Annotated in this window: 15 protein-coding genes; 9 read left to right on the plus strand and 6 right to left on the minus strand. The window is 49.8% G+C overall.

Annotation, left to right across the window (positions count from 1 at the left end):
• Positions 1 to 8: 8 nt before the first annotated feature.
• From QQL65_RS15270 to QQL65_RS15285, 4 genes are all read left to right on the plus strand, one after another.
• Positions 9 to 407 (plus strand): GFA family protein, encoded by a 399-nt coding sequence (locus QQL65_RS15270; RefSeq protein ID WP_379863194.1) that lies wholly within the window; start codon positions 9 to 11, stop codon positions 405 to 407.
• Positions 408 to 743, plus strand: coding sequence for a TfoX/Sxy family protein (locus QQL65_RS15275; protein ID WP_284365882.1), 336 nt, complete (start codon positions 408 to 410; stop codon positions 741 to 743). It begins immediately after the preceding gene.
• A 79-nt stretch (positions 744 to 822) separates the two neighbouring features.
• Positions 823 to 1,407: a DJ-1/PfpI family protein gene (locus QQL65_RS15280; protein WP_284365884.1), complete on the plus strand. Its 585-nt coding sequence runs from the start codon at positions 823 to 825 to the stop codon at positions 1,405 to 1,407.
• 71 nt (positions 1,408 to 1,478) lie between these two features.
• On the plus strand, positions 1,479 to 1,862 hold the full coding sequence (locus QQL65_RS15285; RefSeq protein WP_284365886.1) for a ribbon-helix-helix domain-containing protein: 384 nt from the start codon (positions 1,479 to 1,481) through the stop codon (positions 1,860 to 1,862).
• On the opposite strand, the gene fabF is transcribed toward QQL65_RS15285, so the two are convergent.
• Complete coding sequence (gene fabF, locus QQL65_RS15290) at positions 1,859 to 3,142, minus strand: beta-ketoacyl-ACP synthase II (RefSeq protein ID WP_284365888.1); 1,284 nt, start codon at positions 3,140 to 3,142, stop codon at positions 1,859 to 1,861. The genes QQL65_RS15285 and fabF overlap by 4 nt on opposite strands.
• A 177-nt stretch (positions 3,143 to 3,319) precedes the next feature.
• Positions 3,320 to 3,757 (minus strand): MarR family winged helix-turn-helix transcriptional regulator, encoded by a 438-nt coding sequence (locus tag QQL65_RS15295; protein WP_284365890.1) that lies wholly within the window; start codon positions 3,755 to 3,757, stop codon positions 3,320 to 3,322.
• Positions 3,758 to 3,934: 177 nt separating this feature from the next.
• Between QQL65_RS15295 and QQL65_RS15300 the strand changes: the two genes are divergently transcribed.
• The gene (locus tag QQL65_RS15300) at positions 3,935 to 5,152 is read left to right on the plus strand and encodes an NADP-dependent isocitrate dehydrogenase (protein WP_284365891.1); all 1,218 of its coding nucleotides are present in this window, start codon (positions 3,935 to 3,937) and stop codon (positions 5,150 to 5,152) included.
• Between the two features lie 68 nt (positions 5,153 to 5,220).
• Positions 5,221 to 5,712, plus strand: coding sequence for a GFA family protein (locus QQL65_RS15305; RefSeq protein ID WP_284365893.1), 492 nt, complete (start codon positions 5,221 to 5,223; stop codon positions 5,710 to 5,712).
• 4 nt (positions 5,713 to 5,716) lie between these two features.
• On the opposite strand, the gene QQL65_RS15310 is transcribed toward QQL65_RS15305, so the two are convergent.
• Positions 5,717 to 6,877, minus strand: coding sequence for a cyclic nucleotide-gated ion channel (locus QQL65_RS15310; RefSeq protein WP_284365894.1), 1,161 nt, complete (start codon positions 6,875 to 6,877; stop codon positions 5,717 to 5,719).
• Between the two features lie 190 nt (positions 6,878 to 7,067).
• Here QQL65_RS15310 and QQL65_RS15315 point away from each other — a divergent pair, with 190 nt between their 5' ends.
• Complete coding sequence (locus QQL65_RS15315) at positions 7,068 to 7,796, plus strand: head GIN domain-containing protein (RefSeq protein WP_284365895.1); 729 nt, start codon at positions 7,068 to 7,070, stop codon at positions 7,794 to 7,796.
• A 77-nt stretch (positions 7,797 to 7,873) separates the two neighbouring features.
• Entirely contained in the window at positions 7,874 to 8,848 is a 975-nt protein-coding gene (locus QQL65_RS15320) for a glycerophosphodiester phosphodiesterase family protein (RefSeq protein ID WP_284365896.1), read from the plus strand.
• Here the strand turns inward: QQL65_RS15320 and alaS are convergent.
• A complete protein-coding gene (gene alaS, locus QQL65_RS15325; protein WP_284365898.1) occupies positions 8,845 to 11,502 on the minus strand; it encodes an alanine--tRNA ligase in 2,658 nt (885 codons plus the stop codon). The genes QQL65_RS15320 and alaS overlap by 4 nt on opposite strands.
• Positions 11,503 to 11,709: 207 nt before the next feature.
• Positions 11,710 to 12,801: a recombinase RecA gene (gene recA / locus QQL65_RS15330; protein WP_284365899.1), complete on the minus strand. Its 1,092-nt coding sequence runs from the start codon at positions 12,799 to 12,801 to the stop codon at positions 11,710 to 11,712.
• Positions 12,802 to 13,104: 303 nt separating this feature from the next.
• Here recA and QQL65_RS15335 point away from each other — a divergent pair, with 303 nt between their 5' ends.
• Complete coding sequence (locus QQL65_RS15335) at positions 13,105 to 14,157, plus strand: DUF418 domain-containing protein (RefSeq protein WP_284365901.1); 1,053 nt, start codon at positions 13,105 to 13,107, stop codon at positions 14,155 to 14,157.
• A gap of 21 nt (positions 14,158 to 14,178) precedes the next feature.
• On the opposite strand, the gene cckA is transcribed toward QQL65_RS15335, so the two are convergent.
• Positions 14,179 to 16,725, minus strand: coding sequence for a cell cycle histidine kinase CckA (gene cckA / locus QQL65_RS15340; RefSeq protein WP_284366309.1), 2,547 nt, complete (start codon positions 16,723 to 16,725; stop codon positions 14,179 to 14,181).
• Positions 16,726 to 16,847: the final 122 nt, after the last annotated feature.

The following is a 16,847-nucleotide window of genomic DNA, read 5'->3' on the forward strand; positions in this document are numbered from 1 at the left end:
CGCACGAAATGACAAAAACCGGCCAATGTCACTGCGGTGCAGTAACGTTTGAAGTGGATGCAGAGCCGGTCCGAATGGCACAATGCCATTGCGAAGCCTGTCGCCGGCTCACAGGAACCGGCCATGTTGTACATGCATTCTTCCGTCGCGAAGATGTCAAAATATCCGGAACCACAAAATCTCACAAATCTATATCCGATGCGGGAAATACTCGCACACGGCATTTTTGTCCTGAATGCGGTTCTAGGCTCTTTGCCGAGAACTCCAAAACCCCAGGCGCGCTTGGCGTATCAGTTGGAGCTTTTGACAATTCAGAGTGGTTTAAGCCTGAGGTTATTTTGTATTATTCGCAGCGTCCAAAATGGGACCCTGTGGACGACACTATAGAAAAACACGAGTTTATGTAGATGACTGAAGAACGCGAAGCCTTGGCAGAACGCATCCGCAGCATTATCGGTGACGATCCCAACATCACCGAAAAGAAAATGTTTGGCGGCATCGCCTTTATGCTCAATGGCAACATGCTCGTTGGTCCGCACAAAGATGGCACACTGATGGCGCGTGTAGGGCCCGACTTATACGAAGAGGCACTTTCCCGCCCTGGTGCCAGGGTCATGGACTTCACAGGCAAGACCATGAAGGGCTTCATTCATGTTCATCCCGACAAGATCACTGATGACGAAGCGCTTGCCACATGGATCGCTTTAGCAACAGAATTTGTTGGTGCCCTACCCGCCAAATAGTACTGTAGTAGCGGGATAACACCCGCCCACGCATTGGATAGGTAAGATTTCTCCTCACACCAATCTTGAGGAGGATATGATGGGTGCAAAGAAAATTCTGATGATTGTTGGCGACTTTGTAGAAGACTATGAAGTTATGGTGCCCTACCAATGCTTGCTGGCAGTTGGACACGAGGTCGATGCCGTCTGTCCAGACAAAACTTCAGGCGACAGCGTTGCAACAGCAATTCATGACTTTGAAGGCGATCAAACATACACCGAAAAACCCGGCCACAGATTTGCGCTCAACAAGACATTCGCAGACGTGAACGTTGAAAACTACGATGCGCTGGTTATCCCTGGTGGGCGTGCACCTGAATATCTGCGCCTAAATGCTGACGTGATTGCGATGGTTCAGCATTTCTCAAGTGCCAACAAACCAATTGCTGCTATTTGCCATGGGGCGCAGCTTTTGGCAGCGGCAAATGTGATCAAAGGCAAAAACGTTTCCGCCTATCCCGCATGTTCACCGGAAGTGACACTTGCCGGTGGCACTTATGCCGACATCGAAGTTACAGAAGCAGCGACGGACGGCAATCTAGTCACGGCACCTGCTTGGCCTGCCCATCCAACATGGATCGCACAGTTCCTCGCTGTTCTTGGCACTCAGATTACTCATAACTGATTTGCCAACAGATGCGATTTTTGCTGAATTAGATTCTGCGCGGTTTTTCCGCGCAGAATTGGGAGGAAAAAATGTGCCAACTCTTTGTCGGTGCTGATACAGGCCTTTGGGAAAACCAAACACGGTCAATGCGCATTGATGGCATGGCCACCAGCGTGCGTTTGGAAGAGTTTTACTGGCAAGTGCTCACCGAAATCGGGGCAAGAGACGGCCTTTCTGTTGGCCAACTGGTTACACGCCTATTCTTAGAGACAACAGAAGCGGGCCACGATCCAGATAATTTTGCGTCATTCTTGCGGGTTTGCTGCGGTCGATATCTTGCATTGCAACTCACAGGCGATATCCCAACCGACAAAGACGCGGATATAGCCTCGCTTGATGCGTCCAGCATTTTGGCGAAAGAGCGCCTCTCCCGCCAAGACGCTAAAGACCAACCGCTGAACAAAGCCAGCTAAACGGCGCTAAAGATCAACGACGCATTTACGCCGCCAAATCCAAAACCATTGGACAAGACATGTTTGATGTCCCATTCCCTTGGCTTGTTCGCGACAAGCTCGAACTTGTCCGCTTCAGGTTCAGGGTCCTCAATGTTAAGCCCCGCTGGCACGATATTGTTGCGCAGGGCCATTATCGAATAGACCGCTTCAATTGCGCCCGCAGCGCCAAGCAAGTGCCCAACCGAGGACTTGGTTGAAGTGACCGGCAAATCCTTGCCCCGCCCCTCAAACACCGCAGATATGCCCGCGATTTCGGCTGCATCGCCCACCGGCGTCGAAGTACTGTGCGCATTAATATAACTGATATCTGACGGCGCCAGCTCTGCCATTCGCAATGCTTGACGCATCGCGCGCTGACCACCTTCACCGTCTGGCGCTGACGCCGTCAAATGAAATGCATCGCCGGAAGTTCCATAGCCGGATAGGACTGCAAGTGGTTCTGCACCGCGCTTTTGTGCATGGCTTAATCGTTCAATCACCAATACAGCCGCACCTTCGGACAAAACGAAACCAGCATGTTTCTTATCAAATGGGCGGGATGCGGTTTCTGGCGTATCGTTGAAGTCAGTAGCCAAGGCGCGCGCAGCCGCAAACCCACCGATAGATACGGGGTCAACACAGGCTTCCGCGCCCCCACATATCGCCACGTCCGCCTCGCCCGTCATAATGAGGCGCATGCCGTCACCAATTGCTTGAGCCGATGCCGCGCAGGCAGTGACGGGAGCACCAATTGGTCCTTTGAGTTGGTGCAGAATTGAAATGTGACCTGCGGCCAAATTGGCCAAGAAAGAAGGCACCACAAAAGGTGACAAGCGCCTAGGGCCCCGGCTATCGATCGTGCGAGTTGCGGCGGTCATTGCAGGAAAACCGCCAACACCAGTGGCAATAATGGTGGCGCTTCGCTCTTTTTCCTGATCAGTTGCAGGCGCCCATCCAGCTTGGCTTAGTGCCTCGTTGGCAGCTGCAATGCCATATTGGATAAATAAATCCATCTTCTTGATGTCTTTTGGCGCAATGTGATCATCGGCTGCAAACCCAAACTCATCGTCTTCTTTTGTGGGCACCACACCGGCAATCTTTGCAGCAAACTCAGTTGTATCAAAACGGTTGTGGGCAACAACACCACTTTTGCCGCCCAACAATCTATCCCAATTCACCTGAACGCCGACGCCAAGTGGGCTTACCGCGCCCATTCCTGTCACCACAATTGGGTCTTGCTTTAAATCTCTAAAATCCATTTGCTTTCTCTTTCAGTTCAATCTCTTTTTGTTCGCCGACAAGTCATCTAGCACCGTGTATTTACACAGCTTGGCGCGCGATATTCCCAACCCGAGGTGGTAACTAACACACTGATTTCACCCAACTTTCGTGTATATACACACCAATAGGACAAACAGATTTTGGAACAGCGAGCATTATGAGCTTTCAGCGCGACTTAGTTCAGCTGTTATACGTCTAAGGACATCCAAAGCTTGATCCACTTCCTCACGCGTAACACGTTTAAACGCCATATTTTGCGCTTGACGCCAAGCGGGTGTCATATCTGTCATCAATTGCCGGCCACTGGGCGTTAATTGCACAGTACGCGCATTGCCCTTCCTTGCAGCAACAAGTTTCACCAATCCCTTTTTTTCAAGTAGTGCTAAATTGCGCGTCAAGGTAGTGCGTTCAATTGCAAGAAACTCGGCCAATGCCGAAACTGAATTGTGGTCGGTGCCCACAAGGGATGCGAGCAATGAAAACTGCTCGGTAGAAACATCAAACTCACGCATATGCTCAGCGAAGCGACGCGTCATTACCCTTGCAGCGGCTCGCGTATTCCGCAACAAACACTTTTCGATTTCAGATTCCATGCTCCAATCACTACTGTGTATCTACACAATGTCAAGAAATATTGTTTCTGCACAAGCCAATGGCGCCAATTTGACCCCAGCACTTTGCGTTTTTTGATTACAGTGCTATAGGGCAGCGGAATGCCTGTCCCCCACAAACAGGTCTCCCCGTTTAACCAACGCTATGCGGAGTATCCCATGAGCAAAATCAAGGTAACGAACCCAATCGTCGAACTCGACGGCGATGAGATGACACGTATCATCTGGCAGTTCATTAAAGACAAACTCATCCACCCATATTTGGACGTGGACCTGCACTATTACGATCTTGGAATCGAAGCGCGCGATGCGACTGATGACCAAATCACCGTGGACGCTGCAAACGCGATCAAAAAGCACGGCGTTGGCGTAAAATGCGCAACCATCACACCTGATGAAGATCGTGTTGAAGAGTTTGGCCTGAAGCGCATGTACCGCTCACCAAACGGCACAATCCGTAACATTCTTGGTGGCGTTATCTTCCGCGAGCCAATCATCTGCCGCAACGTACCGCGTTTGGTTCCAGGTTGGACGCAGCCGATCATCGTTGGCCGTCACGCATTCGGTGACCAATATCGCGCAACCGACTTCCGCTTCCCAGGCAAAGGCAAGCTGACAGTTAAATTCGTTGGCGAAGATGGCAAAGAAATCGAGCACGAAGTGTTTGATGCACCAAGCTCAGGCGTTGCCATGGCAATGTACAACTTGGATGATTCAATTCGCGATTTCGCACGCGCATCAATGAACTACGCTTTGCAGCGCGGCGTGCCTTGCTACCTGTCCACAAAGAACACAATTTTGAAGGCCTATGACGGCCAGTTCAAAGACTTGTTCCAAGAAGTGTTTGATAACGAATTTGCTGACGCATATGCAGAAAAGAAAATTTGGTACGAACACCGCTTGATCGACGACATGGTTGCATCAGCTCTTAAATGGTCTGGCGGCTATGTTTGGGCTTGTAAGAACTATGATGGCGACGTTCAGTCAGACATCGTTGCGCAGGGCTTTGGTTCATTGGGTCTAATGACTTCGGTTCTGATGTCACCAGACGGCAAAACAGTTGAATCAGAAGCAGCACACGGCACAGTGACCCGTCACTACCGTCAGCACCAAAAAGGTGAAGCAACTTCAACCAACTCAACAGCTTCAATCTTTGCTTGGACACGTGGCTTGGCTCACCGTGCGAAGCTGGACGACAATGCTGAGTTGGCAAAGTTCGCCAAAACGCTTGAAGAGACTGTGATCAACACAATCGAAAGCGGCGGCATGACAAAAGATTTGGCACTGCTTGTTGGCCCAGAGCAAGAATGGCTTTCAACAATTGGCTTCCTTGAAGCAATTGACGAAAACCTTCAAAAGGCCATGTCTGCTGGCTAGTCAGCTTTAATCGCTGTAAGATTTTGACCGTCCGCACCTAGTGCGGGCGGTTTTTTGTTGGAGGAACTATGACTAACATAAAGCAGTCGGGCCGTTGTTTATGCGGCGGAGTAACCTACGACGTGTCCGCACCACCAATTCACACAACGATCTGCCATTGCAAAATGTGCCAGCGCTCAACGGGTTCTGCATACCTATTGGAACCAATTTTTTACGTTGGCGACTTCAGTGTAACTGCAGGTGAGACCAAGGTTTACACGCATATTTCCGATCGCAGCGCCCTAGCGCTATATGTAAACTTCTGCGCAAATTGCGGGACAAAACTGTTCCAAACTTTTGAGCGTTTCCCAGAAGCCCTCGGGGTGTTTGGCGGCACATTTGATGACCCCAATTGGTTTGCTCGCAACCCAGAAAACACCAGACATATATTCGTTGATTCAGCCATCAAAGGCGACATCTTGCCGGCCGATTACATGCTCTACCACCAGCACACCGCTGATGCCGCTACGGGTGAAAAGCAAGAGCCGTTTATACATAATGAGCACAAGACGGTCGAATGAACTACTACTTTGCTTTAAGTCGCTCTTTCGCAATTTTACGGAAGTCTTCTTCCAAATGCGCATTGTGCATCAGCAAATAATTGAAGTCCTGCGCGTCAAGTTCCAGCAGGTCACACACGGTCGCTGTTTTTGCTGAAAGCATGTTCAAGTCCTGCGCCAACAATGCTGTCTCACCAAAATGCTCGCCCGGCCCCAGCCGCAGCGACTGCCCGCCAGTTTCCACAACCACCTCGCCCGTGACGACAAAATACATCGCGTCGGTTACATCCCCTTCGCGCACAATAGTTGTGCCTTTGGGCAAATGTCGTGATTTAAGCAACTCCATAATTTCGGCTATTTCGCCGGCATCTAGCTTTGCAAACAAATCGACTTTCGAGATCATATTCCAGGTCACAACGAAATTGCGTTGGTTTACCTCCATCGCAAAGCCATTGGAAAGAATGCCGATGGGAAGAGCAAAAACTCCAACGCCAAAAATCATGATTAGCCCCGCAAACCATCGCCCCAGTGCCGTCACAGGAACCACATCGCCATAGCCGATTGTCGTCAAGGTCGCCAACGCCCACCACATTGCAGAGGGAATGTCGCCGAAATTCTCGGGCTGCACGTTCCCCTCAATGGCATACATCCCCGAAGCGGCAATCAGCACCAAAGCAACCAATATGAGTAGAACGCCCATCAAAGAACGCCCCTCTCGGTGCACGACACGGCCAAACAATTGAAAAGCTGAAGAATAGCGCGCAATTCGCAGGAACCTGAGCATCGACAAAACACGTAAAATGCGCAAATCGACGGAGCTACCTGGACCAATGTAGAATGGCAAGATTGCAATCAAGTCGACCAACGCAAGCGGCGTAAACATGTATTGGACACGTGCCCAAACCGGGTGACCATCACGGCGCAAAGGGTGTTCAACACAGACCCACAGCCGCAGCAAATACTCTATTGAGAAGACAATAATTGACACATAAAGAATGATATCAAGCTGAACAGCATAGTCTTCTTTAAAGCCGTCCACCGTCCCCAATACGAATGCAAATGTGTTCAGAAAAATCAGCGTTACCAACACCACATCGCTTATCAACGACGCTTTATCGCCGCCCGCTGAGGGTTCCAAAATCTCAAACCATCTGCGCCGAAGCCGCTCCATTCTCGCTCGTTCCATGGCCATCCGCCTTTCAAACATCAAAACGAAATTAGACCAAAACGGTAAAAAATCTGGTTGCGAGGTTTGACTGCGGTAATTTGCCCCGCAGCATTTTCAAGGCCCGAATTGTTCATTTTTTGCACTTCCTGCCCTTTAAGGCATGCAGGCAATGGCCATATGAGACATACATTCTTGATGGAGCCAAACAGTGACCCGCAAAAAACTTATTGCCACAGCATCTATTCCATTGTTTGCCCTTGGGCTTTCAACCGCATATGCCGATACAACGAAAAACTATGAGTTTTCATCATTCAACAAAGTTGAAGCGCAAGAAGGACTGAACGTTTCAGTTCAGCCAAGTGACGAATTTGTTGTCGAAGCAATTGCCGACAAGTCCGACCTTTTGGACAAGCTAGAAATCATCCAAGACGGTGACCATCTCATCATCAAGCGCAAAACTGACTGGGGAATCACAGGCCTTCTCGATTGGATGAACAATTGGACAGACCGAGTGCAAATAAATGTGTTAATGCCAAACTTGGAGAGCGCCGAAGCTTCGACAGGCGCTGATTTGCGCATAGGCGCCTTTAATTCCGAAAAGTTGCACCTCGAAGTTTCAACTGGTGCCGACTTGATCGTCAGCGACATAACGGCTGGGAACTTATCTGTTGATGCAACAACTGGCGCAAACCTGACGGTAACCGGCACTTGCGACATGGTAGTCGCCGACGCTTCTTCAGGTGCAGATATTTGGGCCAAGGATCTTGTTTGTGAAGACGGTCGTGTTGAGGCCGCGAGTGGCGCAGATGTCGACGTTTCCATTTCCGAAAAAGTGAAGGCTGAAGCGTGGTCCGGCGGCACTGCCAACATCCATGGCACCCCAAAAACGACTGAAATCGAAGAAGGCTCTGGCGGCAAAGTCAACATTTTCCGTTAGGCAATCGCACGAAACTAGATCGCCTCAAAGCTGACACCTTCCAACTTTATCCACTCTGATAGAGTTGGGAGGGCGAAGTGAAAAAACGATACTGGATTCCTTTGACGATTGTCGGTGCAATCTGGGCGTGGAATAGCTCACTCTTGGCCACGCCACCTCCCAAGGCACAAGCCAAGCTGCTCAGTCACCGCGGTGTCCATCAAACTTTTCATCGGCAAGACCTGACAAATCAAACCTGTACTGCCACGCGGATCGACAACCCCAGACATGACCTAATTGAAAACACGCCGGATTCAACGCGTGCAGCATTTAACGCCGGCGCCGATGTGGTTGAAATTGACATACATCCAACCACTGACGGTCATTTCGTTGTATTCCATGATTGGACACTAGATTGCCGAACAAATGGAACCGGCGTCACACGCAAACAATCGCTCGCAGAACTTCAGTCTCTTGATATCGGCCATGGTTATACAGCTGACAACGGAGAGACATTTCCATTGCGTGGCAAATATGTGGGCGAGATGCCCGAATTAGCGGACTTCATGCGCAAAATTCCGGGCAAGAAATTCCTCATTAATTTCAAGAGCGACGACCCTGCTGAAGGACCAGCCTTCATGCGTTTCCTCAAGGAAAACACTCAGGTCGAGAACCAAATCTTTGCAGTCTATGGAGGGGCTCGACCGACCGAACACGTTTTAGCGGCACGTCCCGGATGGCTTGGCTACACTAAACCGCAAACAAAAAAATGTCTCATTGAGTATTTGGCAGTTGGCTGGACTGGCATTGTGCCAGAGCCGTGCAAAAACCGGCTCGTGGCCATTCCCGCAAACTATTCCTGGGCTCTGTGGGGATGGCCCAACCGATTTCAACAACGCATGGTTGACGCGGGATCAAAAATCATACTTCTCGGGCCCATGGGATTGGATGATCCAGGGTCAACCGGTATTGACACACTAGAACAAACTTCAATGATCCCAACAGATTTTGATGGCTATGTGTGGACCAACCGCATTGAATTGATCGGCCCACATCTAAAACGGAGCAATTAGCCCGCTATTGCGGCGCGAATGGCCTCAATAGCGGCATTTGCTTTCGCACCGTCAGGGCCACCACCCTGCGCCATGTCTGGGCGACCGCCGCCACCTTTGCCGCCAACGGCTTCAACACCAACGCGCACGAAGTCCACAGCGCTGAATTTTTCCTTCAAGTCATCTGTGACGCCGACAGCAATACCCGCTTTTCCATCCTCAGATACACCAGCAATCGCAACAATACCTGATTTGATTTGCGCTTTGCCTTGATCAACTAGCCCACGCAATTCGCGGGTCGGGATGCCCTCAGCAACACGACCAACAAATGAAATGCCAGCAATTTCCTCTGGTCCACTTTCACCGGATGCGCCGCCGCCCATCGCCAGTTTTTGGCGAGCTTCGCTCAGTTGCTTTTCAAGTTGCTTGCGCTCGTCGATTAGTGCCTCGACGCGAGTCGCCGCATCGCGCGGGGCAACTTTCAAGCGGTCAGCAATGGCCTTTACGGTTCTGTCTTGTTCATCCAAGTACGCACGAGCGCCATCAGCGGTAAGCGCTTCTAAGCGCCGCACACCAGATGCCACCGCACTCTCGCCAACAACTTTTACCAAACCAATTTCGCCGGTGCTGCGCACATGCGTGCCGCCACAAAGTTCCATCGAATAGGTTTTGCCAGCTTTGTCGCCCTCGAGCGCCGTGCCCATAGATACGACGCGCACTTCCTCACCGTATTTCTCACCAAACAATGCCATTGCGCCCGCTTCCTTGGCGTCTTCAACACCCATCAAGCGCGTTTCAACTGGAGAGTTTTGCAAAATGATCGCGTTGGCCATCCGTTCAATGTTGGCAATTTCTTCGTCGCTAACAGCTTTTGTGTGCGAAAAGTCAAAACGCAAACGATCTGGTGCGACCAGAGATCCCTTTTGCGCGACATGTGCACCCAATGTTTCTCTGAGCGCTTCGTGCAGCAAGTGGGTTGCCGAGTGGTTCGCACGAATTGCAGCGCGACGTTCTCGGTCGACCTTCATATCAAGCGGCTGACCAACCTTCACAGTGCCGGCTGTTACGTTAGCCGCATGCGCAAATACCTTTCCGACATGTTTGGTAACATTGCTAATTGCAACCTGACTGCCCTCACCTTGGGCAACACCGTGGTCGCCAACTTGACCGCCACTCTCGGCGTAAAAAGGTGTTTGATTGAGTACGATAAAACCGTCTTCACCTTCATTTAGGATGTCAACTTCCGCCCCATCCTTCACAATAGCGGTTACAACGCCTTCGGCACGTTCATGCTCATACCCGAGAAACTCCGTTGCGCCAGCTTTGTCAGCAATTGCAAACCAAATTGCTTCATTGGCCGCATCACCCGAACCGCTCCAATTTGCACGCGCTTCTGCTTTTTGCGCTTCCATTGCAGCGTCAAAGCCCTTTTGATCAACCTCAACACCACGTTGACGCAATGCATCTTGGGTCAAATCAAGTGGAAAACCATAGGTATCATAGAGTTTAAACGCCGTGCTGCCATCAAGCACATCACCTTCACTAAGGTCCGCGCTTTCTTCCTCTAGAATAGAAAGTCCACGGCTCAGTGTTTTGAGGAAACGCTCCTCTTCCAAACGAACAGTTTCCGAAATCATCTGTTCACCATGCACAAGTTCTGGATAGGCTTGTCCCATCTCTCGAACCAATGTCGGGACAACAGAGTGAATGACGGGTTTGTCCGTGCCCAACAAAGTGGCGTGGCGCATCGCACGACGCATAATGCGGCGCAGAACATATCCACGACCTTCGTTCGATGGCAAAACACCTTCCGCAATCAAAAATGACATTGAACGCAGGTGATCTGCAATCACGCGACGACTCTGATCGCCTTTGTCACCAATATCAGTGTTGGTTGCGTTGGCGATATCACCGATCAATTTCTTGAACATGTCGGTTTCATAATTGTCGTGCGTGCCTTGCAACAATGCTGCAAAGCGCTCCAACCCCATGCCCGTATCGATCGAAGGATTAGGGAGATTGGTTCGCTCACCATTCGCGTGCTGTTCATATTGCATGAACACCAAATTCCAGATCTCGATAAAACGGTCGCCATCTTCTTCCGCAGATCCTGGAGGACCACCCCAAATGTGATCCCCATGGTCGTAAAATATTTCTGAGGAAGGACCACAAGGACCAGTGTCACCCATCGACCAAAAATTGTCAGAAGTTGCAATGCGAATGATCTTGTCGTCACCAATGCCAGCAATCTTTTTCCAAAGGTCATATGCCTCGTCGTCCTCGGCATAAACGGTCACCAACAGTTTCTCAATTGGAAGACCATATTCTTTGGTGATCAGGTTCCACGCCAATTCGATAGCATTTTCTTTGAAATAATCGCCAAACGAGAAATTGCCCAACATTTCAAAGAATGTGTGGTGACGCGCAGTAAAGCCTACATTATCCAAGTCATTATGCTTACCACCAGCGCGTACACATTTTTGTGCTGACGTCGCACGCGTGTAGTCACGTTTCTCTAGTCCAGTGAACACGTTTTTAAACGGCACCATGCCTGAGTTTGTGAACATCAAGGTAGGGTCATTTTGCGGCACCAAGGGACCTGACGCGACCACCTCGTGACCATTTTTTGAGAAATAGTCGATGAATTTTGAGCGGATTTGGTTGACGCTACTCATAAAGCCTTACCGGATAGGTTGATGGCCCCAACTATGCGGAGCAATTGACATTTTTGCTGGTTTTACCTTGCGTAGTGCCCCCTGTCTAGTTGAGTGTACATATCTGCCATTTGCACACAAAAAAAGCGCCAGCAATTGCCAGCGCTTCTTTTTATGAGCATGGAGCATTTTACGGCCAATGTGAGGATCGACCGGCAGTATCAAACCCTACTCAGGGTCACTTTCAATCAACTGAGCGTCAACTTCTGTAATTGCAGGCGGCTCGATCATATTATCCGTGCTTAAGCCGGCGCTTTCCCGCACACCTGCTTCAATTTCAAAGGCAATATGCGGATTATCTTTGAGGAATTGGCGTGAGTTCTCACGTCCCTGGCCTAAACGTTCGCTATTATATGAGAACCAAGAACCCGATTTTTCAACAATTCCAGCCTTAACGCCTAAGTCAAGCAGCTCTCCAGTTTTGGAGATACCCTCGCCATACATAATGTCAAACTCAACTTGACGGAATGGAGGTGCCAATTTGTTCTTCACCACCTTCACGCGCGTCTGGTTTCCAACGACTTCGTCACGATCTTTGATCGCACCGATGCGGCGAATATCAAGACGAACAGAGGAGTAGAACTTCAGCGCATTACCACCAGTGGTGGTTTCAGGCGAACCAAACATCACACCAATCTTCATACGAATTTGGTTGATGAAGATCACCATCGTTTTAGACCGCGAGATCGATGCGGTCAGCTTACGCATTGCTTGGCTCATCAAGCGAGCTTGTAGGCCGGGCAATGAATCACCCATTTCGCCTTCAAGTTCAGCTTTGGGCGTCAATGCCGCAACAGAGTCGACCACCAAGAGATCAAGTGCACCGCTTCGAACAAGTGTATCGCAAATCTCCAATGCCTGCTCGCCGGTGTCCGGCTGAGAAATCAGCAAATCATCAACGCTAACACCTAGTTTGCGGGCATATACAGGGTCCAATGCATGCTCAGCATCAACAAAAGCACAAATGCCGCCAGCCTTCTGAGCTTCGGCGATGGCATGCAACGTCAACGTGGTTTTACCAGAGCTTTCAGGGCCGAAAACTTCAACAATTCTGCCACGCGGCAAACCGCCAATACCCAAAGCAATATCAAGTCCGAGTGAGCCAGTCGGAACAGACTCAACCTCAACAGCTGAGTTCTCCCCCAGCTTCATGATCGAGCCCTTACCAAAATTGCGTTCGATCTGCGATAGTGCAGCTTCCAACGCTTTGTTCTTATCCATAGAACCCCCCTCGACCACGCGAAGTTGAGAATTAGCCATTACCTTCTCCTTATTCCAAAACCAACGCCGTCATGCAATCCGTCGGGTGAATCTATTTTAAAAGTTTGTACTATATTTGTTCTCATATTCTGTTCATTTTGTCAATACGAATAAGGTATTGAAAAATATGCAATAGTTCAATTTATTCCACATTTGTTCTCACTTTTGTCACCGACTAACAGGTATGACCCTTAACTGTGTCCCTCAACAAATGCTGCCCTCACACACGCACATTGTCTTGAAACAAACAGAATCACCTATATATTAGAATGATCGTTCTAATAATTATGGGCAGATATCAAAGTGAAACATGAGCGATTATTTGGGCTAGATTTGGCACGCTTTTTTGCGTTTTTTGGCATGGTCATTGTCAACTTCCAGATGGTAATGCGCGATCAATCCTTGCAAACACCAAACTGGCTCGAAACCATATTGGTCCTGTTTGAAGGCAAGGCCGCAGCAACTTTTGTGGTGCTTGCCGGAATTGGCGTTGGTTTGGCCTTCCAGCGTGTTGAAACACAGGGTTTTCGCATCACCATGCTTAAACGCTCGCTGTTCTTACTGGCAATCGGCTTGGTCAACATGTCGATCTTTGAAGCAGACATAATCCACTATTACGCGTTCTACTTTGCGCTCGGCATCTGGTTTCTGCCTCTGGACAAATACCAACTCCTTTTTCTAACCGGCGGCATAGTTCTAGCGTTTCCGTTCCTAATCTTAATCAGCAACTACGACACCGGCTGGGATTGGAATAATCTCAGCTATTCAGGGCTTTGGACGCCCGAAGGATTTTTAAGAAACCTAACGTTTAACGGCTGGCACCCAATCGTTCCATGGCTAGGCTTTTTCACTTTCGGCATTTTCTTATCCAAACTTGACCTAGCAAAGCGCGGCATTGCCATTCGTATCGCGGCCATAGGCATAGTTGGCAGTATCATCACACCAATTATCAGTGAAACGAGTATTGCTTTTGCAGCACCACTAATCGGCACGGATGCTGCCACAATTTTGGGAACATCACCTATTCCCCCCGGACCATTTTACATGCTCAACGGCATGAGTGCAGCGTCGCTTGTTGTTGGTCTTTGCCTGCTGCTGCCGCCCACCATTTATCAAAATCCAGCAATCAAAACGCTGTGTAAAACGGGTCAACAAACACTCACGCTTTACTTCGCACACATCTTAATCGGTATGGGCATAATTGAAATGATGGGTCTAATCAGTGCGACCAGCTCGTTGGTGCCACTAAACGCCGCCGCACTTTTCGTAGCTGCTTCAATAATTTATGTGACGATGTGGAATCTGAATTTCAAACGCGGCCCACTAGAAGAATTAATGCGCCGCACCACTGGCTAAATCGAAGAAATTGGTGGGCGCCTATTCAGCGCCCTCCAAAACGGTTTTCACTTTCTGCGCAAGTTGCTTCAACGAAAACGGCTTAGCCAAAAACTCGACAGAGCTATCATCCTCGAGCCCTTTGCGGATATTCTCTTCCGCATAGCCTGAAACGAAGATCACTTTAATTTCGGGGTATCTTTCACGCATATGCGTAAGCAATGTTGGCCCGTCCATTTCTGGCATCACCACATCAGAAATCAACAGCTCAATTTCGCCATCAATTTCTTCAAGCACTTCAAGCGCGTCCACCCCACTATCCGCTTCATGCACAACATAGCCTGCTGACGATAGTGCCCGAGAAGCAAATGCCCGCACACTGTCTTCGTCCTCAACAATCAAAATGCGTTCTTGGCCAGTAAGATCACGAACCTTTGTTTGTTGCTCAATTTGTTCCGGCTTTTCTTCTTTGCGAACATAGCGTGGCAAGAATATCTTGAAGGTAGTGCCCTGACCCAATTCGGTATCCGCGTAAATAAATCCGCCAGTTTGCTTCACAATGCCATAAACAGTCGAAAGGCCAAGTCCTGTACCTTTGCCAATATCTTTGGTTGTAAAGAATGGCTCAAATATCTTGGCAAGCACTTCCGGCGGAATGCCCGTACCGCTGTCTTCCACTTCAATCAACACATAATCGGCCGCTGGCATGCCGCGATAGTTGAATGTCGCCGCCACGGATTCTTCAACATTGCTGGTGCGAATTTTAACACTACCGCCCTCAGGCATCGCATCACGAGCATTCACGACCAAGTTGATAACCACTTGTTCTAGTTGAATATGGTCGGCGCGAACCGGCCAGATATTTGGCGCATGGTCGACTGACAATGTGATGCTATCACCAATCAAGCGCTTAAACAGAACCGTCAAATCATCAACAAGCAGCGAAACTTCCAAAACCTCAAGCCGCAATGTCTGACGCCGTGAAAACGCCAACAACTGACGCACCAAGCCAGCAGCGCGGTTGGCGTTTTGCTTGATTTCCATCGTGTCTTTGAACGAAGGGTCATTCGGTCGGAGATTGAGCAACAACAAATCTGAAAAGCCAATAATCGCTGTTAGGATATTGTTCAAATCGTGTGCAATACCGCCCGCCAACTGACCAACGGCCTGCATCTTTTGGCTTTGAGCAAATTGCTGTTCCAGCACACGTTGCTCTGTGGTGTCCATTGCATAAACAATAACACGCTCGTCGCTATCGCCAGCGTCAGCCACGCCAGTAACGTAAAGCCGCACGCTGCGCTCTTCGTTGGCGGCCAAGACTGTATCCACAGGCTCAATAGTTGATTGATTAGACTTGGCTGTTTCAATCGCATTTATGAAGCGTGAGCTGGCTTCTGGGGCAACAAGCTCGGTAAGCGGCAATCCTTCAGTGGCTTTCTCGCCATGCTCGTTGCCAAAAGTGCGAGAGAACGGTGCGTTTGTGCGTACAATTTTGCCGCTCTCATCCAGTGCCGCAATCGCAAATGGCGTGTCGTTAAAGAACCGGCTGAACCGTACTTCTGCGTTGCGCAGTTCTTCAGAGGCATCCACGCCGGGCGCGCGGTCCAGCACAAGTGTGCGCGTTTCGCCCAAATCGCCCTCTGCCAATCGCGCAGCGCGGTGCAGCAAGCGTACAGGCAGATTTGTGCCATCACGCTTTACCAAATCGATATCAATCACTTCTGTTTTTATCTGGCCGTCATTGCTGCCGCCAAGCAACAATCCAGACCCATCGCCCCGAACAATTTCAGACAGACGCAACGATCCGGCATCAAATTCGGCCAAATCATAGCCAAGCCAATGTGCCAATGTGGCGTTTAAATACTGAATTTTCCCGCGGCCATCTGTCGAAAAGAAGCCTGCCGGCGCATGATCAAGATAATCGATTGCCTTTTGCAGCTCCAAGAAAATGTTCTCTTGTCGCTCACGGTCACGCGAAATGTTTTCAACGGACCAAAGCACAAGTTTCTTGCCACCAGCACCTTCAATTTCTGGCAATATTTGAACAGAAACCCGATACCAAACTGGTTGATTGGCGACGCCGTTCAGCGCATCGCCTTCGGTTAGTCGAATATCTTCCACTGCCCGTCGACCGTCGTGCGCGGCGCGTGACAACCGATAAATCGCCTCACTTGCCTCCGCAGCACTAGCAAAAAGCCGCGGCACACTCACAACCGACTTGCGGTTCAAACCAGCAATCAGCTCGCCATAGGCCGCGTTGGCGTAAATAATGCGCCCCTCGCGGTCGGCAACCACAGCGCCATAATCAAGACTATCAACAATTGCGTTTTGCAGGGCTGGTCCGTCATCGCTATGTGCAATTTTGAAAAGACCCGCGGCCAAACCAAACAGACAAAAAACACCAATAACAGCAAGAACGCCCAACACAAGCAGAAGCATGTCCGCAGGGATTTGATCGCCAAAGATCGAATAGGCAACCGCGAGCCCAACAAAACAGGCGGACAGCAAGATGACGCGCCAAACGCCACCGCCACCCAAACGGGAACGAGCAGCGGGTTGTGGATAGCTATCTTGGGCCAGCGGCGTCATGGACATTTTTTGCCCCTATTCTGTCTTGTGTCGGCGCGGCCATACTGCTGCGAAATCACACAAGAATCATGATTATTCTTGTTCTCTAATCAACATCAAATGATGCGCTTGCATCAAGCAAG

It is taken from the genome of Maritalea porphyrae (assembly GCF_030159895.1).
Classification (GTDB): domain Bacteria; phylum Pseudomonadota; class Alphaproteobacteria; order Rhizobiales; family Devosiaceae; genus Maritalea; species Maritalea porphyrae.